Raw genomic sequence first — 21418 nt, forward strand, 5'->3', positions numbered from 1 at the left:
GGCTGGCCTGGTCACGGCACGGACGCCTCGTCCTCGCGGGTGACGAGGGCGAGGTAGAGCACGACGCGGTGCTGCGCGACGTCGAGGCTGAGGCCCGTGAGCTCCTCCACCCGGGACATCCGGTTGCGCAGGGTGTGCCGGTGCACCCCCAGGGCGCGCGCGGCCGTCTCCCACGAGCCGTTGTGCTCGAGGAAGACCTGCAGCGAGCGGAGCAGGTCACCGTCGCCGACCCGGCCGTCGCCGGTGAGCGGGGCGAGCGAGGCGCGGGTGAGGGCGCGGACCCGGCCGCGCACCGTCGCGTCGGCGAGCACCGCCCCGAGCGCCATCCGGTCGTACCAGCCGACGGGGACGCGCTCGTGTCGCGCCGACTGGCTGGCCTGCCGGGCCTGCACCAGCGCGTCGGCCGCCAGGGCCGGCGTCACCGGCCCGCTGACGCCGACGGCCGACGCGTGCTCCCCGACCTCGGCGAGTACCTCGCGCACTGCGTCGACGACCTCGTCGGCGTCGCCGGCCCGCACCAGCGCGACGACGCCGGTGCCGCTGCGCACGAGGGCGTGGGGGGCGGCCGAGGCCGCGAGCCGTGACTGGAGGAGAGCGCTCACCTCGGCCTCCCGTCGGGTCGGCACCACCACGACGCGCACCTCCTCCCGGGCGGTGAACCCGAGGTGTCGCAGGTGGCCGACCAGCCGGCCGTCCGCCGGAGCATCGTCGAGCAGGAGCCCGAGCACCGTCGCCCCGACGGACTCGCGAGCCTCCTCGAGCTCGCGCGGCTGGTCGAGCTGCAGCGTGGCCACCGCGACGGCGTGGTGCACCATGAGGCGCTCGTCGGAGGACGGGGGTGGGTCCGCGGCGACGGCTAGCCACCCACGCGGGGCGGCGCGACCGGCCAGGACGTGGAGGTCCACCGCGCCTGACGGGGTCTCCACGCGCTGCATGCCGGGGGCGGCCCGCCGTGCCGGGATGGACCGCAGCGAGGCCGCCAGCGCGCGGGCGAGGGGATGCGCGCGGTGCGAGGCCGCGAGCACCAGTCCGTGCTCGTCGAGCAGCACGACGGGCCGGTCCAGCTCGCGCCCGAGCACCCCGACCAGCCCGCTCGCTCCCTCCCGCAACGCGCGGCGGGTCAGGGCCTGCTGGAACGCCACCACCCGTTGCAGCGCGTGCTGCTGCTCCTCGGCGAGGCGGTGGGCGACCGCCTGCGACACGGCGATGAAGGGCGTCGGCAGCGGCACCTCGAGCAGCGGCAGGCCGACCTCCTCGCACCGCTGGCGCAACCCGGCGGGGATGGCGGTGAAGCGCACACCCACCCCGAAGGCCAGGGCCGCGATGCCGACGGCCCGCAGCCGCTCGACGTAGGCCGCCTGCTCGGTCTGCGTGCGCGGCAGGCGGAGACCGGTGGTGAGCACCAGCTCGCCGCCGGCGAGCCACGGGCTGGGGTCCTGCAGCTCGATGGCGTGCGCCCACTCCACCTCCACCCCCTCGGCCGAGCCGCAGACGAGCCGGAGGGCGAGGTCCTCCTGCTCGAGGAGCCAGCCGAGCTGGACCGGCATACGGGTCCCTTCCGTTGGCCTGGGAGATCGTGACCGTGGACGCGCTGACCGTGGACGCGCTGATTCACCGTGGCCATGGACGAGAAGTCCAGCCTAGGACCGATCCGTTCGACGAAGTGTCCATATGCCGCCGACAGCCCGGTTCCTAGCGTTGCCGGCGTCGGCTCGCCGCCTCGGCGACCGCGTCACCGAAAGGACCGGCCCATGACCGTGGAGCACACCGCCGTGCATCACGACGACGAGGACGCGCACCTCGCCTCGCTCGGCTACACCTCTGACTACAAGCGCGACATGAGCCTGTGGGGCAACTTCTCGCTCGGCTTCACCTACCTGTCGCCGGTGGTCGGGGTGTACTCGCTGTTCGCCTTCGCGCTCGCGACGGGCGGTCCGCCGATGATCTGGGCCGTGGTGCTCGCCGCCGTCGGCCAGCTGCTGGTGGCCCTCGTCTTCGGCGAGGTGGTCTCGCAGTTCCCCGTCTCCGGTGGCATCTACCCGTGGGCCCGGCGGCTGTGGGGCCGGCGCTGGGCGTGGATGGCGGGATGGGTGTACATGATCGCCCTCGTCGTCACCATCGCGAGCGTCTCCTACGGCGCCGGCCCGTTCGTCGCGATGGTGCTCGGCATCGAGCCGTCGACCAACGTCACGATCCTGTGCGCGCTCGCCCTCATCGCCCTGGTGACGGTGCTCAACTTCGGGGGCACCGAGCTGCTCGCCAAGGTCGCCTTCTTCGGCTTCGCCGCCGAGCTGGCCGGCGCGCTCGTGGTGGGCGGCTGGCTGCTGCTCACCGAGCGGCACCACGGTCTCGGGGTCCTGTTCGACACCCACGCGGTGGCGTCGAGCGGCTCCTACCTGCCGGCCTTCCTCGCGGCAGCACTCATCGGCGTCTACCTGTACTACGGCTTCGAGGCCTGTGGCGACGTGGCCGAGGAGGTCAAGAACCCCCGCGTGCAGATCCCCAAGTCCATGCGGATGACGATCTACATCGGGTGCTTCGCCTCGTTCTTCATCACCCTCGCGCTGGTGCTGGCGGTGCCTGACTTCGCGGCGGTCATCTCCGGCAAGGACGCCGACCCCGTGACCACCGTGCTCCAGGACGCGTTCGGCACGGTCGGCTTCCGGCTCGTCCTGGCGGTCGTGCTGATCTCGTTCTTCTCGTGCGCGCTGAGCCTGCAGGCCGCGGCCAGCCGGCTCATCTACGCCTACGCCCGCGACCACATGATGCCGGCGAGCCACCTGCTGTCGCGGTTCTCGGCCCGCCGGGCCGTGCCTCCCTACGCACTGCTGCTCGCCGCGGCGGTCCCGGCCGTCATCATCATCGGGTCGAAGGTCTCGGCCGACGCGCTCACCAAGATCGTGTCCTTCGCCGCCCTCGGCATCTACCTCGGCTTCATGATGGTCGTCCTGGCCGCGCTGCGGGCCCGGCTCAAGGGCTGGGTGCCCTCGGGGAAGTTCACGCTCGGCGCCTGGGGGATGCCGGTCACCGCCGCCGCCTTCACCTACCAGGTGCTCGCCGCGGTCAACATGGCCTGGCCGCGCACGCCCGACGTGCCCTGGTACGACAACTGGATCGTCGTCCTCTCGGCGCTCCTGGTCATCGGTGTCGGGCTGGCCTACATGTCGATCGCCAAGCCCTACCTGCGCAAGGACACCCCCCACGGCGACGCTGTCCGCCAGCCCGACCACGTCTGAGGAGACCAACCGTGTCGAACACCCCCACGTCCGGGACCGCACCCGTGACGACCCTGCACAACGTCATCGGCGGCGAGGCCGTCGCCCCCACGGAGGACCGGTGGACCGACGTCACCGACCCCTCGACCGGGGAGGTCTACGCCCGCGCGCCGCTGTCCGGTGAGGACGACGTCGACCGCGCGTATGCCGCGGCGGAGCGCGCCTTCGAGGGCTGGCGCGAGACCACGCCGTCGGAGCGCCAGCAGGCCCTGCTGCGCATCGCGGACGCGGTGGAGGCCCGTGCCGAGGAGCTGGTCGAGGCGGAGAGCCGGAACACCGGCAAGCTCGTCCCGCTGACGCTCTCCGAGGAGATCCCGCCGATGGTCGACCAGCTGCGCTTCTTCGCGGGGGCCGCCCGGGTCCTCGAGGGCAGGTCGGCCGGTGAGTACCTGAAGGGCCACACCTCGTGGATCCGCCGCGAGCCGGTGGGTGTCGTGGGGCAGGTGGCGCCGTGGAACTACCCGATGATGATGGCCGTCTGGAAGCTGGCCCCGGCCATCGCCGCCGGCAACACCGTGGTGCTCAAGCCCAGCGACACCACGCCGGTGTCGACCCTGATGCTGGCCGAGATCGCGGCCGAGCACCTCCCGCCGGGTGTGCTCAACGTCGTCACGGGTGACCGCACGACCGGCAGCCTGGTCGTCGGGCACCGCGTCCCCGCCATGGTCTCGATCACCGGCTCGGTGCGGGCGGGCATGCAGGTGGCCGAGAGCGCGAGCCGCGACCTCAAGCGGGTCCACCTCGAGCTCGGCGGCAAGGCGCCGGTGCTGGTGTTCGACGACGCCGACCTCCGGGCCGCCGCCGAGGGCATCGCCGTCGCCGGGTACTTCAACGCGGGCCAGGACTGCACCGCCGCGACCCGGGTCCTGGTGCACCAGAAGGTCCACGACGAGTTCGTGGCCCTGCTCGCCGAGCAGGCGAGGGCCACGACCACGTCCTACCGGAACGGCCGCCACGACGAGGACGCCCTCGTGCCACCGGTCAACAACGCGCACCAGCTCGAGCGAGTGCTCGGCTTCCTCGCCGACGTGCCGTCCCACGCCGACGTCGCGGCCGGTGGTGGCCGGCAGGGCGACCGCGGGTTCTACGTCGAGCCGACGGTCGTGACGGGCCTGCGCCAGGACGACCGCCTGGTGCAGGACGAGGTCTTCGGGCCGGTGATCACCGTGCAGTCGTTCGACGACGAGCAGGACGCCCTCGCCAAGGCCAACGGTGTGCAGTACGCGCTGGCCTCCTCGGTGTGGACGTCGGACTTCGGCCGGGCCATGCGCCTGTCCCGGGCGCTGGACTTCGGCTGCGTGTGGATCAACACCCACATCCCGCTGGTGGCCGAGATGCCGCACGGTGGGTTCAAGCACTCCGGCTACGGCAAGGACCTCTCGCTGTACGGCCTGGAGGACTACACCCGCATCAAGCACGTCATGGCGAACATCGAGGCCTGAGCGATGACCGACACCCTCACCTCCCTGCCCGGCTCCGGCGAGGTCGCCCAGCGCCGGCTGCTCCAGACGCCCGTGCCGGGACCTCGGTCCACCGAGCTGCACGCCGCACGCGGGCACGAGGTCGCCCGCGGCTTCGGCACCACCCTGCCCGTCTTCGTCGAGCGGGCCGAGGGCGCGATCCTGGTCGACGTCGACGGCAACCAGCTCATCGACCTCGCCTCCGGCATCGCGGTCACCAGCGTCGGGGCCTCGCACCCGAGGGTGGCCGCGGCGGTGGCCGAGCAGGCGGCCCGGTTCACGCACACCTGCTTCATGGTCACCGAGTACGAGGGCTTCGTCGACGTCGCCCGGGCGCTCAACCGGCTGACCCCCGGCGACCACGAGAAGCGCACGGCCCTCTACACGACCGGCGCCGAGGCCGTGGAGAACGCGGTGAAGATCGCCCGGGCCGCCACGGGCCGTCCGGCGGTGGTCGTCCTCGACCACGCGTACCACGGCCGCACGCTCATGACGATGTCGATGACGGCCAAGCACCTGCCCTACAAGGCGGGTTTCGGCCCGTTCGCCCCCGAGGTCCACCGGGCCCCATCGGCCTACCCGTACCGGTGGCCCGGCGGCCCCGAGCGCTGCGCCGAGGAGGCCCTGGCGCGGCTCGAGGAGCTGGTGATGACGCAGATCGGCGCCGAGAACGTCGCTGCGATCGTGGCCGAGCCGGTGCAGGGGGAGGGGGGCTTCATCGTCCCGGCGCCGGGGTTCCTCCCCGGCGTGGCGCGGTTCGCCCGTGAGCACGGGATCGTCTTCGTGGCCGACGAGATCCAGACCGGGTTCGGCCGCACGGGTGCCATGTTCGCGTCCGAGCACGAGGGCCTCGTGCCCGACCTCGTCACGTCGGCGAAGGCGCTGGGCGCGGGGCTGCCGCTGTCGGCGGTCACCGGTCGGGCCGAGCTCATGGGCGCCGTCGACCCGGGTGGCCTCGGTGGCACCTACGCGGGCAACCCCGTGGCCTGCGCAGCGGCCCTGGCAGCGATCGCCGTCATCGAGGAGGAGGGCTTGGTCGACCGGGCCCGCGCGATCGGGGCCCGGGCGCTGCCCCGGCTGCAACGGCTGGCCGAGGACTCGCCCGCGGTCGGTGAGGCCCGCGGGCGCGGCGCCATGCTGGCCCTCGAGCTCGTGCGGCCCGGCACCACCGAGCCCGACCCGGCGGCGGCCCGGGCCGTGGCGGCGCACTGCCACGCCGAGGGAGTCCTCGTCCTGGTCTGCGGCACCTTCGGCAACGTCATCCGGCTCCTGCCGCCCCTGGTCATCGAGGCAGAGCTGCTCGACGACGCCCTCGACGTGCTCGAGCACGGAGTGAGGGAGCTCGCATGGTCCACCAGCTGACCACGCGGGCGGAGGGCCCCGACCACGCACCGGTCGACGGTTCGGATGCCGCGCCGGATACCACACCGACCGGCTCCGACACCAGCCACGACCCGCGCACCGGCGAGGCGCTGGGCGAGGTGCCCTGCACGTCGTCAGCCGAGGTGGAGACGGTGCTGTCACGAGCAGCGGATGCCGCACCGACCCTGGCCGTGACCAGCCCTGCCGAGCGCGCCGGGTGGTTGCGGGCGCTGGCGGACGCGCTCGAGGCACCCGACACGGCGAACCGGCTCGTGGCGCTGGCCGACCGCGAGACCGCCCTCGGCGAGGTCCGGCTGACCGGCGAGCTGGCCCGGGTGGCGGCGCAGCTGCGCTTCTACGCCGACGTGGCGCAGGAGGGGTCCTGGCTGCGGGCCACCGTCGACCACGCGACGGCGACCACCCGCTGGCTCGGCCGGGTGCAGCAGCCGCTGGGGCCGGTCGCCGTCTTCGGGGCCAGCAACTTCCCGTTCGCCTTCGGTGTCCTGGGCAACGACACGGCCTCCGCGCTCGCCGCGGGGTGTCCCGTGGTCGCCAAGGCCCACCCGGCCCACCCGTTGCTGTCGGCCGAGCTCGGCAGGCTGGCGACGGGGGCCCTGGGCGAGGCGGGTGCCCCGGCCGGCGCCTTCGGCCTGGTGGCGGGGTTCTCCGCCGGCGCGACGCTGGTGGCCTCGCTGCACACCGCCGCCGTCGCCTTCACCGGTTCCCAGCAGGGCGGCCTGGCCCTCTGGCAGCTGGCCAACCAGCGCGACGTGCCCGTCCCCGTCTTCGCCGAGATGGGCACGGTGAACCCGGTGGTGCTCACCGCCGGCGGTGCGGCCCGGCTGGCGCAGGTGGCCGACGGCTTCGTCGGCTCCTTCACCCTGGGCACGGGCCAGTTCTGCACCAAGCCCGGGCTGCTGCTGGCCCCGGCCGGCTCGAACGCGGCTGCCGCCGTGGGGCTCGCTCTGGAGGCTGCGGCTCCGCGCGGCTGGCTGCTGACGGACGGCATCGCCCGGGCGGCGTCGGCAGGCGTGGAGGAGCTGGTGGCAGCAGGCGCGCGAGTGGTGGCGCAGGTGCCGATGGCCGACGGCGGGTGGGCCGCGCCCGCGACGGTCCTCTCGGTGCCGGCCGCCGCGCTGGTGAGGGGAAGCCGCCTGCTGGAGGAGTGCTTCGGGCCGGTGGCCCTGGTCGCGGAGTACGCCGACGCGGACGAGCTGCGCCACGTCGTGGGGCAGCTGCAGGGAGCCCTCGCCGCGAGCGTCATGACCGCTGGGCCCGACGACCCCGACACCGCTGCGGCGGTGTCGCTGCTGGCGCCCCTCGTCGGCCGGGTCGCCGTCGACGACTGGCCGACGGGCGTGGCCTGGACCTGGGCCCAGCAGCACGGCGGCCCGTGGCCCGCCACCACGGCGCCGTGGGCCACCTCGGTGGGGGCCGCGGCGCTCGACCGCTTCACCCGCCCGGTGGCCTTCCAGTCGGTGCCGGATGCCGCCCTGCCCGCGGCGCTCCGGGCGGACAACCCCTGGCACCTGCCCCGACGGGTCGACGGCAGGCTCGAGGTGCCCTCGTGACGGCGCCGCTCGACGGCCTGCTCGTCGCCGACTTCAGCCGCGTGCTCGCCGGGCCGTACGCCACCGCGACGCTGGCCGACCTCGGTGCCGAGGTGGTCAAGGTCGAGCGGCCGGGACTCGGCGACGACACCCGTCACTGGGGACCGCCCTGGACGGCGACGTCCTCGTCCTACTTCGAGTCCGTCAACCGGTCCAAGCGGAGCGTCGAGCTCGACCTCAAGGACCCCGCCGACCTGGCCCTGGCCCGCGAGCTGGCCGGACGCGCCGACGTGCTGGTGGAGAACCACCGCAGCGGCGCCCTCGACCGCCTCGGCCTCGGCTACGCGGAGGTCAGCCGCGACAACCCGGGCATCGTCTACTGCTCGGTCACCGGCTTCGGCAGCGGTGCCGGGGCGGAGGTGCCGGGCTACGACTTCCTCGTCCAGGCGGTCGGCGGCCTCATGAGCATCACCGGCGACCCGCACGGCGAGCCCACGAAGGTCGGCGTGGCCCTGGTCGATGTGCTCACCGGCAAGGACGCGGTCGTCGGGGTGCTGGCCGCGCTGGCGGAGCGAGCGCGCACCGGGCAGGGCCAGCACGTCGAGGTCAACCTGCTCTCGAGCCTGCTCGGAGCCCTGGCCAACCAGGCCGGCGCCTACCTCGCGACCGGCTCCAGCCCGACGCGGATGGGGAACCGCCACCCGTCGATCGCTCCCTACGAGACGCTGCGCTGCCGCGACCGCTCGGTCGCCCTGGCGTGCGGCAACGACGGACAGTTCCGCCGCCTCGCGGAGGCTGTCGGCGTGCCGCACCTCGCCGACGACCCCAGGTTCGCCCGCAACCCCGACCGCGTGGCACACCGCGACGCCCTCGTGGAGGCGCTCGAGGACGCCCTGGGCGAGGACGACGCCGACTCCTGGGTCAAGCGCATCGGCGACACCGGGGTGCCGGTCGGCGTGGTGGGCGACATCGGGTCGGCGATCGCCCTCGCCGAGTCGCTCGACCTCGGTCCCACCGTGGACGTCGGGCCGGGCCACCCCCGGCAGGTCCGCCACCCCGCCACCTACTCCCGCAGCACCACCCGACCGATGGGTGCCCCGCCGGCCCTGGGGCAGCACAATGACGAGATCCGGGCTTGGCTCACCCGGCCGGCCGGCAGCCGCCCCGAGGCGGCGGGCCGGACGACCGAAGGGACCGAGCCGAGCACCCGGCACACCGAAGGAGACGCACCGTGACCACCCAGCAGCAGAAGCTCCCGCCGGTCGACCCGATGGACCTCGCGGGCATCGACGACCTGCTGACCGACGACGAGAAGGCCGTCCGGGCCTCGGTCCGCCAGCTCTGCGACAAGCTCGTCGACCCCTACGTCGCCGACTGGTTCGAGCGGGGCGAGATCGACGACATCCGCGGCCTGGCCCGGGAGTTCGGCTCGCTCGGCCTCCTCGGCATGCACCTCGAGGGCTACGGCTGCGCCGGGATGAGCGCGACCGAGTACGGCCTGGCCTGCCTCGAGCTGGAGGCCTCCGACTCGGGGGTGCGCTCGCTGGTCTCGGTGCAGGGGTCGCTCGCGATGTACGCCATCTGGCGCTGGGGGAGCGAGGAGCAGAAGCAGCAGTGGCTGCCGCGGATGGCCACGGGCGAGGCGATCGGGTGCTTCGGCCTCACCGAGCCCGACCACGGCTCCGACCCCGGCTCCATGCGCACGCGGGCCCGCCGGGACGGCGACGACTGGGTGCTCGACGGTCGCAAGATGTGGATCACCAACGGGTCCATCGCCGACGTCGCGGTGGTCTGGGCCAACGCCGGCGAGGAGCACGGCGGCATACGCGGTTTCGTCGTGCCCACCGACACCCCTGGCTTCTCCGCACCGCTGATCAAGCACAAGCTGTCGCTGCGGGCGTCGGTCACGAGCGAGCTGGTGCTCGACGGCGTGCGGCTCCCCGCCGACGCCGTGCTGCCCGAGGTGCGAGGGCTCAAGGGCCCGCTCTCCTGCCTGAACGAGGCCCGCTTCGGCATCGTCTGGGGCGCCCTCGGCGCGGCCCGGTCCTCGCTCGACGCCGCCCGCCGCTACGCCATGGAGCGCGAGCAGTTCGGCCGGCCGATCGCGGGCTTCCAGCTCACCCAGCAGAAGCTCGCCGACATGGCGCTGGAGTACACCAAGGGCCTCCTGCTGGCCCTGCACCTGGGCCGCCGCAAGGATGCCGGCACGCTGCGCCCGGAGCAGGTCAGCCTCGGCAAGCTGAACAACATCCGCGAGGCGCTCGAGATCTGCCGGACGGCGCGAACCATCCTGGGCGCCAACGGGATCTCGCTGGAGTACCCCGTGATCCGCCACATGAACAACCTCGAGTCGGTGCTCACCTACGAGGGCACCGTCGAGATGCACACCCTGGTGGTCGGGCAGGCCCTGACCGGGGTCTCGGCGTTCCGTTGACGGCCGGCAGGACCCCTTCGGGGGAGCACGGACGGCCCGATTTCAATTGTGAGCCGGTGTCCGTGTAGTCTTCCCGACGCACTCACGCGCTCGCCTCGGCGGGCTCGTGGAAGGCCCCCTTAGCTCAGTCGGCAGAGCGTTTCCATGGTAAGGAAAAGGTCGTCGGTTCGATTCCGACAGGGGGCTCTGGGAAGGCGCCCACCGGCGCCGCGCCCCGAGGCGGGGTAGCTCAGATGGTTAGAGCGCACGACTCATAATCGTGAGGTCGCGGGATCGATGCCCGCCCCCGCTACTGCCGCGAAGTCAGGGCGACGATTTCAGAAACAGCCCTGGGGTCGCGTACCCTGTTGTGTCGCCGCGCCTCGCCGCAGCGGCCCCCGACAGTTTTCACCCGTGTCATCTCGAGAGCAGGTTGCCCCGTGGCTAGCAAGAGCGCAGACGTCCGCCCCAAGATCACCCTGGCGTGCACGGAGTGCAAGGAGCGCAACTACATCACCAAGAAGAACCGTCGGAACAACCCCGACCGTCTGGAGATGAAGAAGTTCTGCCCTCGCGACGGCCGCCACACGGTGCACCGCGAGACCCGCTGACCGCACCCCAGCAGCGTCGACAGCCGCCCCGGACCCCTCGGTCCCGGGCGGCTTTGTCGTGGGCCGGGCGGCTTTGTCGCGGGTTCGCCGTCGCCCCATAGAGTGGTCGCCATGTCCGTCAACGCAGAGTTCGCGGGGCGCACCTACCCGCCCAGTGGCCCGTATGCCGTGGACGCGGCGAGCATCGCCGCGTTCGCCGCGGCGATCGGCTCCACCGACCCGGTGCACACCTCCACGGAGGCGGCCCGGGCCGCCGGCTACCGCGACGTCATCGCGCCGCCGACCTTCGCGGTGACCTTGGCGCAGCAGTGCGACCGACAGCTCATCGAGGACCCCGAGGCGGGGATCGACTTCTCCCGGGTGGTGCACGGCGAGCAGAGGTTCGTCCACCACCGGCCCATCACGGCCGGCGACACGGTGCTCGGCACCCTCACGGTCGACGGCGTGCGGGCTGCGGGCGGCCACTCGATGGTCACCACCCGCACCGAGCTCGCCACGACGGACGGGGAGCCGCTGTGCACCTCGACCTCGACCATCGTCGTCCGGGGAGGGGAGTGACCATGGCTCCGCGCAGCCTGAGTGGGACCGCCGTCGGCGACACCTTCGGCCCCGTGACCATCCCGGTCACCCGTGAGGCCCTGGTGGCCTACGCCCACGCCTCCGGTGACCACAACCGCATCCACCAGGACGAGGACTTCGCGAAGTCGGTCGGCCTGCCCGACGTCATCGCCCACGGCATGTGGACCATGGGCGCCTCGGGTGCGGTCGTCGAGCAGTGGGCCGGTGACGGCGGACGAGTCGTCGAGTTCGGCACCCGGTTCACCAAGCCGGTGGTGGTGCCCCAGGACGGCGCCGAGGTCGAGGTGACCGGCGTGGTGAGGTCGGTCGACGAGGAGACCCGGCGGGCCGTGGTCGACGTGACCACCACCTGCGGCGGCGAGAAGGTGCTCGGGCGCTGCACCGCCGTCGTGCAGCTCGACTGATGCGCGAGGAGCACGACGTCCCGCTCGCCGAGCTGACGACGATGCGGGTCGGTGGCCCGGCGGCCCGGCTCGTCACCGTGGAGACCACCGACGAGCTGGTCGACGCCGTGCGCGAGGTCGACGACGCCGACGAGCCGCTGCTGGTCGTCTCCGGCGGCTCCAACCTCGTGGTGGCCGACGAGGGCTTCCCCGGCACGGTCGTGCGCGTCGCGACGTCCGGGGTGGCGGTCGAGTCCGCCGACCTCTGCGGCGGCGTCATGGTGCGGGTCGCCGCGGGTGAGAGCTGGGACGGCCTCGTCGCCCGGGCCGTCGCCGAGGGGTGGTCCGGCATCGAGGCGCTGTCCGGCATACCGGGCTGCACCGGCGCCACCCCCGTGCAGAACGTCGGGGCCTATGGCCAGGAGGTCGCCCAGACCATCGCCTCGGTGCGCACCTGGGACCGCCACGAGCAGCGCGTGCGCACGTTCAGCAACCTCGACTGCGCGTTCACCTACCGGCACTCGATCTTCAAGGGCCACTCGCGGTTCGTCGTGCTCGACGTGCTCTTCCAGCTCATGCCGGGTGACCTGTCGCAGCCGATCGGGTACGCCGACCTGGCCCGCCAGCTCGGCGTGGAGACCGGCGCCCGGGTGGCGCTCACCGACGCCCGCGAGGCGGTGCTGCAGCAGCGGCGCAACCGCGGCATGGTGCTCGACCCCGACGATCCCGACACCTGGTCGTGCGGTTCCTTCTTCACCAACCCGATCCTCGGCGTGCCGCAGTTCGCGGCCTTGGAGGAGCGCGCGTCGCAGCGCCTCGGTGCCGACGGGCCGGTGCCGCCCCGGTTCGCCGACCCCGACGGCAACATCAAGACCAGCGCCGCCTGGCTCATCGACAAGGCGGGGTTCGGCAAGGGCTACGGCCTGCCCGGGCCCGCGGCCCTGTCGACCAAGCACACCCTGGCCATCACGAACCGGGGTGGGGCCACGGCCGCGGACGTCGCCGCGCTGGCGCGGGAGATCCGCGACGGGGTGCGGGAGGCCTTCGGGGTGTCGCTGGTCAACGAGCCGGTGTTTGTGGCCCATCAACTGTGAGGCTCAGGGTGGGCCATCAGCTGTGAGGCTGAGGGTGCACGCCCTCTGACGACCGGCCCACCTGCCGCTGTCGTCAGCCGGAGCCGGCAGCACTGCCCTCAGCCGGCGTAGTCCACCGCGTAGCGCAGGTGCAGCACGCCCGTCGGCAGGGTGTCGCTCGACAGGAGGCGAAGGGGCACCGTGCCGGTGCCCTCGAAGAGTCGCTGCCCGCTGCCGACCGCGATGGGGTGCACGAGCAGGGCCAGCTCGTCGAGCAGGCCCTGTGCGATGAGCCAGCGCACGGTGGTGGCCGACCCCGACATGGCGATGTCCCCGTCCACCCGGTCCTTCAGGGCCCTCACCTGGTCGGCGACCGCGGCGTCGTCCGGGCCCGTGATGACGGTGGTGTTCTGCCACGTCGGGTCGAAGGCCTGGTGGGACAGGACGTACTTCGGGTGGTTGTTGATGAAGGACGAGAAGGGGACCTCGGCGCCCTGCTGCGGCCAGTACTCCGACCACTCCCGGTAGAGGGTGTGGCACCATGAGGAAGGCGCGGGAGGTCTCCATCCCCGACTCGACGACCTTGCCCATGGCGTCGTCGAAGTAGGGGAAGTGCCACTGGTCGGGCCTCTCGACGACGCCGTCGAAGGAGATGAAGAAGTTGGAGACGATGCGGCCCATGGCGTGCTCCTTCTGTCGGCGGGGTGGGCGTGGTCGGCGGGGGTCGGCGGGGTCGGCGGTGCGCCTCGTCACCACGCTAGACCGGCGGCGCCCGCGGTTGTCATCGGTTGGGACGGGGTCACCGGTGCAGGCCCGGCGAGATGTTCCGGCTCAGGCGGGGGCGGCGGCCAGCCAGGCGTCCACGTCGGCCAGCGCCGCCTTGCGGGTGCCCTCGGGAGCCCGGCTGGCCTCGATGGAACCCCGGGCGAGGGCGGCGAGGCCGGCGTCGTCGAAGCCGAGCGCCTCGCGGGCGGCCTCGTACTGCGCGGCCAGGCGGGAGCCGAAGAGGAGCGGGTCGTCGGCACCGAGGGCCACGGGCACGCCGGCGTCGACGATGGCACGCAGCGGCACCTCGTCGGGGCTGCCGTAGACGCCGAGCGCCACGTTGCTGAGGGGGCACACCTCGAGCGCGACGCCGCTCTCGGCGACCAGCTCCAGCACGCGCGGGTCCTCGGCGCTGCGCACGCCGTGGCCGAGCCGGTCGGGCCACAGCGACTCCAGGGTGGCCTCGACGGCGGTGGGTCCGAGGAGCTCACCGGCGTGGGGCACCAGGGCGAGCCCCGCGTGGCGGGCGATCCGGAAGGCGTGCGCGAACTCCTGCGTGACGCCCCGGCGCTCGTCGTTGCTCAGGCCGAACCCGACCACCGTGCCGGGGCCCTCGCCGGCGTACTGCGCCGCCAGCCGGGCCAGCGTGCGCGCGTCGAGCGGGTGGCGGATCCGGCTGGCCGCCACGACGACGGCGACCTCGGCGCCACCGCGGGCGGAGGCGGCGCGGGCCTCGTCGAGCACGATCTCGAGGGCGGGGGTGATGCCGCCGACGAACGGCGCGTAGGACGTCGGGTCGACCTGGATCTCCAGCCACCGGGAGCCCTCGGCGGTGTCGTCCTCGGCGGCCTCGCGCACGATGCGGCGCATGTCGTCCTCGTCGCGCACACAGGCGCGCGCGGCGTCGTAGAGCCGCTGGAAGCGGAACCACCCGCGCTCGTCACGGGCGCTGAGCCGCGGCGGCCACGCCGCGAGGAGCGAGTCGGGCAGCCTGATGCCGTGCTTGTCGGCGAGCTCGCGCAGGGTCTCCACGCGCATCGAGCCCGTGAAGTGCAGGTGCAGGTGCGCCTTGGGGAGCGCGGTCACCGGACGCGGCATGCCCGCAGTCTGTCATCCCGGCCGGCGCGGCTCAGCGCACCACGGCGGGCGACCACGCCTTCTCGATGAGCACCCTCGGCTGGCTGGTGCCGTCGGCGGCCACGACCCAGACGTTGGTCTCGGCCGCCCTGCTGCCGTCACCGGGAAGGCCGTAGACGAGCTGCCGGTCGTCGAGCCACTCGACCTGGTCGTCGACGCTGCGGCCGCCGGGCAGCACGGTCTCCCGTCCGCTGGCGAGGTCGAGCACGGCCACCCGCCAGTCGCCGGCGCGCCGGTCCTGCCGCTTCTTGTAGGCGACGTGGGTCCCGTCGGGGGAGAGCGAGGGGCACTCGGCGTCGGCGCGCAGGGTGGTCAGCGTCCGCCGCGACAGGCTGCCGCGGGCCAGCCAGTTCTGCTTCCCGAAGGACGCCGTCACGTAGAAGGTGTCGCCGTCGGCGGCGAACGTCACGCCCCAGAAGTTGCGGTCGGCCGGCCGGACCGTGCGGCCCCGGTGCACGAGGCGGAAGTCCTCGAGGTCGCTGCCGCTGCCGTCGGCGAGCGTCGTGATGACGGTGCGGGTGGAGAAGCCGGTCGCGGTGTAGGAGTCGCCGGCGACGAACGTCGTGGTGGCGGCATGGCTGCCGTCGCGGGAGAGCCGGGCCCGGCTCGGGGTGCCGGTCAGCGGCAGCCGGCGGGGCGACGCCTCGCCGCGCGTGGTGACGGTGGCCCTCCAGGTCGTGCCGGCGCCCCCGTCCGAGCCCAGGCACAGGGTGCGTGTGGAGGTGGCGAACACGCGGTCGCAGGACTGCCCGGTGACGGCTCGGGGACCGCCCGGGTCCGAGAGCGGCACCATCGCCACCTTGCCGTAGTCGGGCCCGATCGCGGCGTTGCGGAAGACGATGCGCGGCTCGTCCTGCAGGCTGGCCACCGACACGGCCGGCAGGGCCGGGGCGGCGGCCGCCGCCTCCCGCTGCCCGTCCCGGGCCACCAGCACGTATGCCGCGGTGCCGCCCAGGGCGAGCAGGCAGACGACGACGAGGGCCACCAGCCGGGCGCGTGCACTCATGCGCCGGCCCCTGTGTCGCCCACGTCCCGTGGGCGCATCGCGGCGGAGGCGAGGCCCGGGGTCGGGCGCTCCACGCCCCGCAGCAGCCACCAGGCCAGGGGCACGGCGACCACGAGGGCCGCGGCCACGGCATACACGGCAGGTCCTCGACCCAGCCACAGCCACAGAGAGCCGAAGCCGACGGAGGAGGCGAAGCGCGCGGCCGCCACCACCGTCTGGGTGGTGGCGATGCCACTGGCCCGCACCTCCGGCGGCACGAGCGTCGCGGTGAAGGCAGCCAGCACGCCATCGGTGGCGGCGTAGAAGGCGCCGAGGAGGAAGAGGCACGCCAGCGTCGCGGGCAGGCCGCCCACCGGTCCGGCCGCGCACAGGTAGGCGCCGACGAGCAGCAGGTGGCCGCCGACGAGCACGCGCGCCCGACCCCAGCGGTCGGAGAGCCGGCCGAGCGGCACGGCGAGGGCGAGGTAGGCGACGTTGGTGCCGACGAACAGCAGGGGGAACCAGGTCGCCGCCAGGTCGTCGCGGCGGGCGAGGGAGAGGTAGAGGAAGCCGTCGCTGATGGTGAGCACACCGAGCACCGCGGCGGCCAGCATGAGGCGGCCGAACCGTCCCTGGCGCAGCAGCCGCAGCGACGGCGGGGTGGGTGCGGCCGCAGGGGCTGCAGCTGGGGCCGCAGCTGCGGCTGACGTCGCGGTTGCTGCGGTGGTCATCCGGTCGCGGCGGGGGCGCAGGTCGGGCACCAGCAGCAGGAGGACGGCGAGACCCATCACCGCTGCCGCGAGGGAGGCGACGAAGACCGCCGAGTAGTCGCCGGGTACGAGCCACAGGATGGAGAAGGCGAGCAAGGGGCCGATCGCCGCCCCGGTGGTGTCGAGTGCCCGGTGCATCCCGAAGGCGCGGCCGAGGGTGGCCGTCGGCGTCGAGGCGGCGATGAGCGCGTCGCGAGGCGCCGTGCGCAGTCCCTTGCCCAGCCGGTCGACCGTGATCACCGCCGTGACGGCTCCGAGGCCCTGCGCCGCGAGGAGGGCGACCTTGGTGACGGCGGAGAGGCCGTAGCCGGCGAAGGCGACCCACTTCGGGCGGTCGGCCCGGTCGGAGAGCCAGCCGCCGAGGATGCGCACGACGGCGCTGACGCCCTGGTAGAGGCCGTCGACGAAGCCGAAGGCGAGCGGGGAGAGGCCGAGCACCGCCGTGAGGTAGAGGGGCAGCACCGCCGAGACGGCCTCGGAGGAGACGTCGGTGAGCAGGCTGACCAGGCCGAGCAGCACGACCGTGCTGCCCACGGGAGTGCCCACCCGACTGCGCACGCCCCTCGGCCGGCTCCGCACCCCGTTGCGGCGGAGGGATGCTCCCTGGCCGGCTGCAGCTGCGTCCGCGCGCGGCCGGTCGGTCATGTACACCTGGGCGCCCCCTCCCTGCGGACGCTGACGGGGCCCGAACCGTGACACCTGAGTCTAGGTTCGGGCCCCGTCGTCGGAGAGGGGTTCGGCGGTTCGTCCCGATCCGCCGGAAGTGCCGGAAGTGGGTGCGTCGGCTGCGCGTTCCTACTCGTCGATGATGTGCATGGCGGCCTCCTCGGCCGAGGCCGCGGCCCCGTTCACGCCGACGTCGCGGCCGACCATCTCGTGGTCGACGTCCTCGTGCGCGCCCTCGTCGGGGGCCACGAGCCGGCCGGCCCGCGCGTCGCCGACCTCGGCGTCGCCGATGAAGTCGTCCTCGGCGGCGATGGAGTCGGGGTCGTCGCCGCCGACCCGGTCCTCGTCCTCGTTGTCGAGCCCGCTCTCGTTGTCCGGCGCGCCGTAGGCGGTGTTGGGGTCGGGCTCCTCCTGCCGGATGCGCTGCTCCAGGTTCTCGCCCTGGCGCTGCTCCTCCACGGTGGTGCCGAAGGCGTCCACACCGCGGGGCTTCTCCGGCGGGGAGTAGCCGCGGTCGAGCTCGTCGGCAACGTCGTCCTGGTCGAGGGTGTCGTAGGGCTGAAGCTGCCCCTCGTCGTCGACGCTGTAGCTGGCGATGTCGTCTTCGATGCTCTCGCGTCCTGGCTGATCGCTCATGCGTTCAGTCTCTGCCGGGTCGCCGCAGGGCGCAAAGGGACCAAGGCCTCAGGCCGCCCGGCCTTCTTCCCCGGCCGGACCTTCTTCCACTGCCGGGCCTGCTTCCAGCCGGAGGCCCTTGTTCCAGCCGAGGGGCAGCGCCCGGTCAGCCCCTCCGCTGGAGGGACTCGGCGGCGGCCAGCAGCACGCAGGTCGCCACGGCCTCCATCGCGGCCGTGACCTCCGCCAGCACGGGGAAGGTCGGGGCCAGCCGGATGTTCCGGTCGCCGGGGTCCTTGCCGTAGGGGAAGGAGGCGCCGGCCGGGGTGAGCGCGATGCCGGCGTCCTTGGCGAGCTCCACGACGCGGGACGCGGTGCCGTCCAGCACGTCGAGGCTGACGAAGTAGCCGCCCTTCGGCCGGGTCCAGCTGGCGATGCCCAGGCCGTCGAGGCGCTCGCTGAGCACCCGCTCGACCTCGGCGAACTTGGGCGCGATGACCTCGCGGTGGCGGACCATGTGGTCGCGCACGCCCTGGGCGGAGCCGAAGAACTGCGCGTGCCGCAGGTGGTTGACCTTGTCGGGGCCGATGGAGCGCTTGCCGAGGTGGCCGAGGTGCCAGGCCACGTTCTCCGGCGACGCGGCGAGGAAGGCGACGCCGGCGCCGGCATACGTGATCTTCGACGTCGAGGCGAACACGAGCGGGCGGTGCGGTTTCCCGGCGGCGGAGGCGAGGCTGAGGATGTCGGCGCTCTTGGCCTCGTCGGCGGTCAGGTGGTGGAAGGCGTAGGCGTTGTCCCAGAAGATCTTGAAGTCGGGTGCGGCGGTCTCCATCGAGGCCAGCCGGGCGGCGACCTCCTGCGTGGTGACCGAACCGGCCGGGTTGGCGTAGGTCGGCACGATCCACATGCCCTTGACGCTCGGGTCGTCGGCCACCAGGCGCGCCACCGCCTCGGCGTCCGGGCCGTCCTCGCGCATGGGCACGGTGACCATGTCGATGCCGAAGTGCTCGAGCATCGCGAAGTGGCGGTCGTAGCCGGGCACCGGGCAGACGAAGGTGATCTTCTCCTCCTGCGACCACGGGCGGGGGGAGTCGACCCCGCCGTGCAGCAGGAGGTCGACCAGGCAGTCGTGCATCAGCGTCAGGCTCGAGTTGCCGGCGGCCACGAGCTGGGACGGCTCGACGTGCAGGAGCTCGGCGAAGATCGCCCGGAGCTCGGCCAGGCCCTGCAGGCCGCCGTAGTTGCGAACGTCGGTGCCGCTGGCGTCGACGTGGCCGTGCGGAAGGGCGAGCAGCTCCTCGGCGAGGTCGAGTTGCGCTGGCGCCGGCTTGCCGCGGGTGAGGTCGAGCTTCAGGCCCTTCTCGCGCAGGGCGGCATACGCGGTGCGCTGCTCCTGGGCGAAGGCCTCGAGCTGCTCCGGGGCGAGCTCGGCGACGGGCGTGTGGCTGGCGGGGGCGGTCTGCTCGGTCACCCGTCAATGGTCGCAGAGCGCCCGGTATGCCGTGCCGCCGTGTCCGGAGCGCGGTCACCGTGCGCCTCGCCGGCCTGGGAGCCGCCCGGCGGGCCCGCCGCCGCGGCTCTGCAGGCGCCCCGGGCGGCGAGTTCGCATCCGGGCCTTGACGTCACGTATGCTTCATCCTCGGTTGACTTCAGCCATGCTTCCGGCGTGCCCGCGGTGCGTTCGGATGGAGGTAGGGTCGACCATCCGGAACCTGCCGCCCCCTTGGCGAGTTCCGTAGGGCAGTGGCTCAATTGGTAGAGCACCGGTCTCCAAAACCGGCGGTTGGGGGTTCGAGTCCCTCCTGCCCTGCGAGTAGCAGAACGTTGACGAGCAGTACAGCAACACAGCAGTACACCCACAGTGTGACGAGCCAGCGAGAAGAGGAATCGTGACGGACGTGAGCGCGGAGACGCGCGACTCGGGCCGCGCCAGTCGCAAGCGCGACCGTCGTGGCAACCCGTTCTCCCGGTTCTTCCGGTCGCTGAGCCTGTTCGTCAGCCAGATCCTGGACGAGCTGCGCAAGGTCGTCCGGCCGACCCGCTCGGAGCTGGTGAACTACACGATCGTCGTGATCGTGTTCGTGGTGTTCATGATGGCCCTTGTGTCCACGCTGGACTTCGGCTTCACCAAGCTCGTCCTGTGGCTCTTCGGCGGCTAGCCCGCCGGGGCTCACCACCGCCGAACCGGGACAGCACGACCCGGCGACACATTCCAAGGAAGTAGGTCATCAGCGTGTCCGACCAGTGGACCACCGAGAGCGACGAGGTCGCCGCCGGCACTGAGCAGTCCGTCGAGGACGTCGCCACCCCCGAGACCGAGGCCGACGCCGCTGGCGCCCCAGAGGCTGCCGACATGACGGAGGCCGACACCACCGACGAGGCCGCGGACCCGGCTGCCCCCCAGTTCGTCGCCGCCGAGGCCACGACTGACGAGGCCGTCGCGGACGAGTCCTTCGTCGACGAGACCACCGCGGACGAGACCTCCGTCGACGAGGCCCCCGCGGACCCGGTCAAGGAGTTCAAGGACAAGCTCGCCAGCCAGTTCGGTGACTGGTACGTCATCCACTCCTACGCGGGCTACGAGAACCGCGTGAAGGCGAACCTCGAGAACCGCATCGCCTCCCTCAACATGGAGGACTACATCTTCCAGGCCGAGGTGCCGATGGAAGAGGTCACCGAGATCAAGAACGGCCAGAAGAAGCTGGTCCGCCGCGTGCGGATGCCCGGCTACGTCCTGGTCCGCATGGACCTCACCGACGAGTCGTGGGGCGCCGTGCGGCACACCCCGGGTGTGACCGGCTTCGTGGGCAACGCGCACCAGCCGGTGCCGCTGAGCCTCGACGAGGTCTTCACGATGCTGGCCCCGGCCGACCTCGGCGCCCCGGCTGCTGCCGGTGCCGCCGGTGGTGGCGCCGGTGGCGCGGGCAAGCCCCGCGAGGCCGCGGTCGTCGACTTCGAGGTCGGCGAGTCGGTCACCGTCATGGAGGGCCCGTTCGAGACCCTCCCGGCGACGATCTCCGAGATCAACCCCGACACCCAGAAGCTCAAGGTTCTGGTCTCCATCTTCGGCCGGGAGACCCCGGTCGAGCTCTCGTTCAACCAGGTCGCCAAGATCTGACCGAGCGAGGCACTGCAACCGGGTCATCGCCCGTAGGCGTGGGCCCACAACCAGCGAAGGACAGCAATGCCCCCCAAGAAGAAGGTCTCCGGCTTCATCAAGCTGCAGATCCAGGCCGGTGCGGCCACCCCGGCCCCGCCCGTCGGCCCGGCCCTCGGTCAGCACGGCGTCAACATCATGGAGTTCGTCAAGGCGTACAACGCTGCGACGGAGTCCCAGCGCGGCAACGTCATCCCGGTGGAGATCACGGTCTACGAGGACCGCTCCTTCACCTTCATCACCAAGACGCCGCCGGCCGCTGAGCTGATCAAGAAGGCCGCTGGCGTGCAGAAGGGCTCCGGCGAGCCGCACAAGACCAAGGTCGCGAAGCTGAGCAAGGACCAGGTCCGCGAGATCGCCGAGCAGAAGATGCCCGACCTGAACGCCAACGACATCGACGGCGCCATGAAGATTATCGCCGGCACCGCCCGCCAGATGGGCATCGACACGGAGCTGTGACGAAGGCGGTGGGTCCCACGCTCTGCGTGGGCGGACCCGACCGAGCGCCAGCGAGGGAGGCCCGGACCGCCGAGGAACAGCGACAATTGAACACAGGGCTCTGACGAGCCTCCCCGGTATGCCGCCTCACGCGGCATACCGGGACCGTGGCAGGACCA

The 21418-nt window shown here is 72.8% G+C and carries 20 protein-coding genes and 3 tRNA genes; 16 read left to right on the top strand and 7 right to left on the bottom strand.

All coding sequences use genetic code 11. From position 1 onward, the window contains the following. Positions 1-11: 11 nt before the first annotated feature. On the bottom strand, positions 12-1547 hold the full coding sequence (locus tag BMW78_RS19730; RefSeq protein WP_091763201.1) for a PucR family transcriptional regulator: 1536 nt from the start codon (positions 1545-1547) through the stop codon (positions 12-14). 204 nt (positions 1548-1751) lie between these two features. Between BMW78_RS19730 and BMW78_RS19735 the strand changes: the two genes are divergently transcribed. The 12 genes from BMW78_RS19735 to BMW78_RS19790 all read left to right on the top strand — a co-directional run bounded on the left by BMW78_RS19735 (position 1752) and on the right by BMW78_RS19790 (position 12727). Beyond that, complete coding sequence (locus BMW78_RS19735; RefSeq protein WP_091763203.1) at positions 1752-3236, top strand: APC family permease; 1485 nt, start codon at positions 1752-1754, stop codon at positions 3234-3236. Between the two features lie 11 nt (positions 3237-3247). After that, complete coding sequence (locus tag BMW78_RS19740) at positions 3248-4717, top strand: gamma-aminobutyraldehyde dehydrogenase (protein WP_425439071.1); 1470 nt, start codon at positions 3248-3250, stop codon at positions 4715-4717. A gap of 3 nt (positions 4718-4720) precedes the next feature. Beyond that, positions 4721-6097 (top strand): 4-aminobutyrate--2-oxoglutarate transaminase, encoded by a 1377-nt coding sequence (gene gabT / locus BMW78_RS19745; RefSeq protein ID WP_091763205.1) that lies wholly within the window; start codon positions 4721-4723, stop codon positions 6095-6097. Further along, positions 6082-7668 (top strand): aldehyde dehydrogenase family protein, encoded by a 1587-nt coding sequence (locus BMW78_RS19750; protein ID WP_091763207.1) that lies wholly within the window; start codon positions 6082-6084, stop codon positions 7666-7668. Before gabT ends, BMW78_RS19750 begins: the two co-directional genes overlap by 16 nt. Continuing rightward, entirely contained in the window at positions 7665-8882 is a 1218-nt protein-coding gene (locus BMW78_RS19755; RefSeq protein ID WP_091763209.1) for a CaiB/BaiF CoA transferase family protein, read from the top strand. Before BMW78_RS19750 ends, BMW78_RS19755 begins: the two co-directional genes overlap by 4 nt. Before the next feature lie 35 nt (positions 8883-8917). Next, complete coding sequence (locus tag BMW78_RS19760; RefSeq protein ID WP_091763259.1) at positions 8918-10081, top strand: acyl-CoA dehydrogenase family protein; 1164 nt, start codon at positions 8918-8920, stop codon at positions 10079-10081. Positions 10082-10194: 113 nt separating this feature from the next. Continuing rightward, a tRNA-Thr gene (locus tag BMW78_RS19765) sits at positions 10195-10267 on the top strand. A gap of 32 nt (positions 10268-10299) precedes the next feature. Next, positions 10300-10373: transfer RNA gene (locus BMW78_RS19770), tRNA-Met, on the top strand. A gap of 127 nt (positions 10374-10500) precedes the next feature. Then, a complete protein-coding gene (rpmG, locus tag BMW78_RS19775; protein ID WP_091763211.1) occupies positions 10501-10671 on the top strand; it encodes a 50S ribosomal protein L33 in 171 nt (56 codons plus the stop codon). Positions 10672-10782: 111 nt separating this feature from the next. After that, positions 10783-11229: an FAS1-like dehydratase domain-containing protein gene (locus tag BMW78_RS19780; protein ID WP_091763213.1), complete on the top strand. Its 447-nt coding sequence runs from the start codon at positions 10783-10785 to the stop codon at positions 11227-11229. Positions 11230-11231: 2 nt separating this feature from the next. Further along, positions 11232-11654 carry a MaoC family dehydratase gene (locus tag BMW78_RS19785; RefSeq protein ID WP_091763218.1) on the top strand — a complete coding sequence of 141 codons (423 nt, stop codon included), beginning with the start codon at positions 11232-11234 and terminating at the stop codon, positions 11652-11654. Next, a complete protein-coding gene (locus BMW78_RS19790; protein ID WP_091763220.1) occupies positions 11654-12727 on the top strand; it encodes a UDP-N-acetylmuramate dehydrogenase in 1074 nt (357 codons plus the stop codon). Before BMW78_RS19785 ends, BMW78_RS19790 begins: the two co-directional genes overlap by 1 nt. Positions 12728-12825: 98 nt before the next feature. On the opposite strand, the gene BMW78_RS19795 is transcribed toward BMW78_RS19790, so the two are convergent. The 6 genes from BMW78_RS19795 to BMW78_RS19820 form a co-directional block, all read right to left on the bottom strand. Beyond that, entirely contained in the window at positions 12826-13173 is a 348-nt protein-coding gene (locus BMW78_RS19795; RefSeq protein WP_245736034.1) for a dihydrofolate reductase family protein, read from the bottom strand. A 364-nt stretch (positions 13174-13537) separates the two neighbouring features. After that, positions 13538-14569: an adenosine deaminase gene (locus tag BMW78_RS19800; protein ID WP_091763222.1), complete on the bottom strand. Its 1032-nt coding sequence runs from the start codon at positions 14567-14569 to the stop codon at positions 13538-13540. 31 nt (positions 14570-14600) lie between these two features. After that, positions 14601-15614: a TolB family protein gene (locus BMW78_RS19805; protein ID WP_143056356.1), complete on the bottom strand. Its 1014-nt coding sequence runs from the start codon at positions 15612-15614 to the stop codon at positions 14601-14603. Further along, the gene (locus BMW78_RS19810; protein ID WP_245736028.1) at positions 15611-16897 is read right to left on the bottom strand and encodes an MFS transporter; all 1287 of its coding nucleotides are present in this window, start codon (positions 16895-16897) and stop codon (positions 15611-15613) included. The genes BMW78_RS19805 and BMW78_RS19810 overlap by 4 nt, the downstream gene beginning before the upstream one ends. Before the next feature lie 261 nt (positions 16898-17158). Then, the gene (locus BMW78_RS20960) at positions 17159-17665 is read right to left on the bottom strand and encodes a DUF5709 domain-containing protein (protein WP_091763229.1); all 507 of its coding nucleotides are present in this window, start codon (positions 17663-17665) and stop codon (positions 17159-17161) included. 145 nt (positions 17666-17810) lie between these two features. Further along, complete coding sequence (locus BMW78_RS19820; RefSeq protein ID WP_091763231.1) at positions 17811-19115, bottom strand: aspartate aminotransferase type Ic; 1305 nt, start codon at positions 19113-19115, stop codon at positions 17811-17813. A 266-nt stretch (positions 19116-19381) separates the two neighbouring features. Here BMW78_RS19820 and BMW78_RS19825 point away from each other — a divergent pair. From BMW78_RS19825 to rplK, 4 genes are all read left to right on the top strand, one after another. Beyond that, positions 19382-19454, top strand: a tRNA-Trp gene (locus BMW78_RS19825). A gap of 79 nt (positions 19455-19533) precedes the next feature. Then, entirely contained in the window at positions 19534-19803 is a 270-nt protein-coding gene (gene secE, locus BMW78_RS19830) for a preprotein translocase subunit SecE (protein WP_091763233.1), read from the top strand. A gap of 74 nt (positions 19804-19877) precedes the next feature. Continuing rightward, the gene (gene nusG / locus BMW78_RS19835; protein ID WP_245736030.1) at positions 19878-20762 is read left to right on the top strand and encodes a transcription termination/antitermination protein NusG; all 885 of its coding nucleotides are present in this window, start codon (positions 19878-19880) and stop codon (positions 20760-20762) included. A 66-nt stretch (positions 20763-20828) separates the two neighbouring features. Beyond that, on the top strand, positions 20829-21260 hold the full coding sequence (rplK, locus tag BMW78_RS19840; protein ID WP_091763235.1) for a 50S ribosomal protein L11: 432 nt from the start codon (positions 20829-20831) through the stop codon (positions 21258-21260). Positions 21261-21418: the final 158 nt, after the last annotated feature.

The organism is Pedococcus cremeus, assembly GCF_900111375.1.
Classification (GTDB): domain Bacteria; phylum Actinomycetota; class Actinomycetes; order Actinomycetales; family Dermatophilaceae; genus Pedococcus_A; species Pedococcus_A cremeus.

Excerpts from the sequence above, each read along its gene's own strand:
- BMW78_RS19730 (WP_091763201.1), bottom strand. The coding sequence starts at position 1,547 with ATGCCGGTCCAGCTCGGCTGGCTCCTCGAGCAGGAGGACCTCGCCCTC.
- BMW78_RS19735 (WP_091763203.1), top strand. The coding sequence starts at position 1,752 with ATGACCGTGGAGCACACCGCCGTGCATCACGACGACGAGGACGCGCAC.
- gabT (WP_091763205.1), top strand. The coding sequence starts at position 4,721 with ATGACCGACACCCTCACCTCCCTGCCCGGCTCCGGCGAGGTCGCCCAG.
- BMW78_RS19750 (WP_091763207.1), top strand. The coding sequence starts at position 6,082 with ATGGTCCACCAGCTGACCACGCGGGCGGAGGGCCCCGACCACGCACCG.
- BMW78_RS19760 (WP_091763259.1), top strand. The coding sequence starts at position 8,918 with ATGGACCTCGCGGGCATCGACGACCTGCTGACCGACGACGAGAAGGCC.
- BMW78_RS19780 (WP_091763213.1), top strand. The coding sequence starts at position 10,783 with ATGTCCGTCAACGCAGAGTTCGCGGGGCGCACCTACCCGCCCAGTGGC.
- BMW78_RS19785 (WP_091763218.1), top strand. The coding sequence starts at position 11,232 with ATGGCTCCGCGCAGCCTGAGTGGGACCGCCGTCGGCGACACCTTCGGC.
- BMW78_RS19790 (WP_091763220.1), top strand. The coding sequence starts at position 11,654 with ATGCGCGAGGAGCACGACGTCCCGCTCGCCGAGCTGACGACGATGCGG.
- BMW78_RS19800 (WP_091763222.1), bottom strand. The coding sequence starts at position 14,569 with ATGCCGCGTCCGGTGACCGCGCTCCCCAAGGCGCACCTGCACCTGCAC.
- BMW78_RS19805 (WP_143056356.1), bottom strand. The coding sequence starts at position 15,614 with ATGAGTGCACGCGCCCGGCTGGTGGCCCTCGTCGTCGTCTGCCTGCTC.
- BMW78_RS20960 (WP_091763229.1), bottom strand. The coding sequence starts at position 17,665 with ATGAGCGATCAGCCAGGACGCGAGAGCATCGAAGACGACATCGCCAGC.
- rplK (WP_091763235.1), top strand. The coding sequence starts at position 20,829 with ATGCCCCCCAAGAAGAAGGTCTCCGGCTTCATCAAGCTGCAGATCCAG.